This window comes from Streptomyces sp. SID11385, assembly GCF_010548245.1.
GTDB lineage: Bacteria > Actinomycetota > Actinomycetes > Streptomycetales > Streptomycetaceae > Streptomyces.
In genome coordinates this window covers 1-2,163 of the sequence record NZ_JAAGLR010000857.1, presented here as the reverse complement: position 1 = coordinate 2,163, position 2,163 = coordinate 1, and the positions used below count along the sequence as shown (strand labels likewise).

Annotated in this window: 4 protein-coding genes; all 4 read left to right on the top strand. The window is 75.8% G+C overall.

What is annotated here, in order from left to right; genetic code table 11:
• Positions 1-205: Trp biosynthesis-associated membrane protein (locus G3I42_RS26170; RefSeq protein ID WP_164289915.1), on the top strand; the 205-nt coding region annotated here is incomplete at its 5' end.
• Positions 206-298: 93 nt separating this feature from the next.
• The gene (locus G3I42_RS26165; protein WP_164289913.1) at positions 299-526 is read left to right on the top strand and encodes an HGxxPAAW family protein; all 228 of its coding nucleotides are present in this window, start codon (positions 299-301) and stop codon (positions 524-526) included.
• Positions 527-589: 63 nt separating this feature from the next.
• Positions 590-1,012: a DUF2752 domain-containing protein gene (locus G3I42_RS26160; protein WP_164289911.1), complete on the top strand. Its 423-nt coding sequence runs from the start codon at positions 590-592 to the stop codon at positions 1,010-1,012.
• 174 nt (positions 1,013-1,186) lie between these two features.
• A complete protein-coding gene (gene trpC, locus G3I42_RS26155) occupies positions 1,187-1,996 on the top strand; it encodes an indole-3-glycerol phosphate synthase TrpC (protein WP_164289908.1) in 810 nt (269 codons plus the stop codon).
• Positions 1,997-2,163 lie beyond the last annotated feature (167 nt).

Below are 2,163 nucleotides of genomic sequence, written 5' to 3'. Positions count from 1 at the left end.
CTCCACGGGCGCGGGCGCCCTCCTCCTCGTCGCGGGCGTCCTCGCGCTGCTGCACGGCCGCCGCTGGCCCGCGATGTCCGGGCGCTACGAGCGCGGGGGCGCCGCGCCCCGGCCCCGTACCCCCGCCCGCGCGTTCGACCCGGACCGCCCCGAGGACCTGTGGAAGGCCATCGACCGGGGCGAGGACCCGACCGGCGAACGCTGAGCCGCCGCAGCTCAGCGGGCCCACCCCGGTGCGCGCCGCCGGGCCCGGTGGGCGACAATGGACACGTAGATCCACCGTACCGAGGAGCAAGTCATGTCGAAGAGGAGCCACGGGCACACCCCGGCGGCGTGGACCGGCGTCCTGATCGCCTTCGTCGGGTTCATCGTTTGCAGCATCTTCATCGTGATGTCCGTGCCGGTCGGCTTCTGGATCGGCATCGGCATCCTGCTGCTCGCGGCGATCGTCGGCGGCGCCATGAGCATGGCGGGCCTGGGGAACCGGCCCACCGGCAAGACCGGCCTCGGCCACGGCGCGCACTGACCCGCGCGCCACGCCCGCGGGCGTGCGCGTGCGCGGTGCGGCCCCGGCCCGCACAATGACCCGGTGACCACCCCGTCCGCCGCCGCGCGCCCCGCCCGCCGTCTCCTCGCCCCCGCCGCCGCCCTCGCGGGCGTGGCGGGGGCGTTCGCGTACGTGGGGGCCGTCGACCCGAACGAACCCGGGCACTACCCCGCGTGCCCCCTGCTGCGCCTCACCGGGATCTACTGCCCCGGCTGCGGAGGGCTGCGCAGCGCGCACGCCGTCGCGCACGGGGACTTCGCGCAGGCCTTCCAGGACAACGCGCTCGCCGTCGCCGGGTACGCGCTTGCCGCCGTCCTGTGGCTCGTGTGGGTCCTGCGGGCCGCCCGCGGCCAGGACCTCGCGGTGCTCCAGCCCCCGGCCCGGCTGCGGTGGGCGCTCGGAGCCGTCGTGCTCCTCTTCACGCTCGTACGGAACCTGCCGCCCGGCGGCTTCCTGCACCCTTGAGCCGAGGCGCGGCGAATCCGCTGGTCAGCCTCGCCACCGTCAACCGGATGCGTGGCTTACGCCTCGCGGCGGCTACCATCGCCAGAGGTCCCCGGCCCCGTACCACCGGGCACGGCCGCACCCGTACCACGTTGCCCCTTCCCGCGCGGGGAGGCTTGAGAGGAGTCCGCCGGAGTGAGTGTGCTCGACGAGATCATCGACGGAGTGCGTGCCGACCTCGCGGAGCGGCAGGCACGCGTCAGCCTCGACGAGCTGAAGGAGCGTGCGGCCCGCGCCCCGGAGGCCCGCGACGGGCTCGCCGCGCTCGGCGGCGAGGGTGTGCAGGTCATCTGCGAGGTCAAGCGCTCCAGCCCCTCCAAGGGCGCGCTCGCCGCGATCGCCGACCCCGCCGCGCTCGCGGCGGACTACGAGGCGGGCGGCGCCGCCGTCATCTCCGTGCTCACCGAGCAGCGCCGCTTCGGCGGCTCGCTCGCCGACCTCGAAGCCGTCCGCGCCAAGGTCGACATCCCCGTCCTGCGCAAGGACTTCATCGTCACCTCCTACCAGCTCTGGGAGGCCCGCGCCTACGGGGCCGACCTCGCGCTCCTCATCGTCGCGGCCCTGGAGCAGCCCGCCCTCGAATCGCTCATCGAGCGCGCCGTCTCGATCGGCCTCACGCCGCTCGTCGAGGCGCACGACGAGGCCGAGGTCGAGCGCGCGGTCGAGGCGGGCGCCCGCCTCATCGGCATCAACGCGCGCAACCTCAAGAACCTGAAGGTCGACCGCAACACCTTCGAGCGCGTCGCCCCCGAGGTCCCCGACGGCATCCTCAAGGTCGCCGAGTCCGGCGTACGCGGCCCGCACGACCTCATCGCCTACGCCAACGCGGGCGCCGACGCCGTGCTCGTCGGCGAGTCGCTCGTCACCGGGCGCGACCCGAAGACCGCCGTCGCCGACCTCGTCGCCGCGGGCGCCCACCCCGCGCTGCGCCACGGACGGGACTGACCCCACCATGACCACCGCTTCCCCCGCCCCCGCGACCCGGCAGGCCCCGTGCCCGTCCGGGCTCGCGGCGTGCGCGGCGGACAGCGGACTCGCGGGCCTCGCGCGGCCCCGTCCCGTACCGGAACGGGCGGCGTGCGCCCAGGCCCGCGACCCGTACGCGCGGCTCG

Bases quoted from the DNA above. Each gene is read 5' to 3' on its own strand.
- G3I42_RS26165 (WP_164289913.1), top strand. From the start codon at position 299: ATGTCGAAGAGGAGCCACGGGCACACCCCGGCGGCGTGGACCGGCGTC.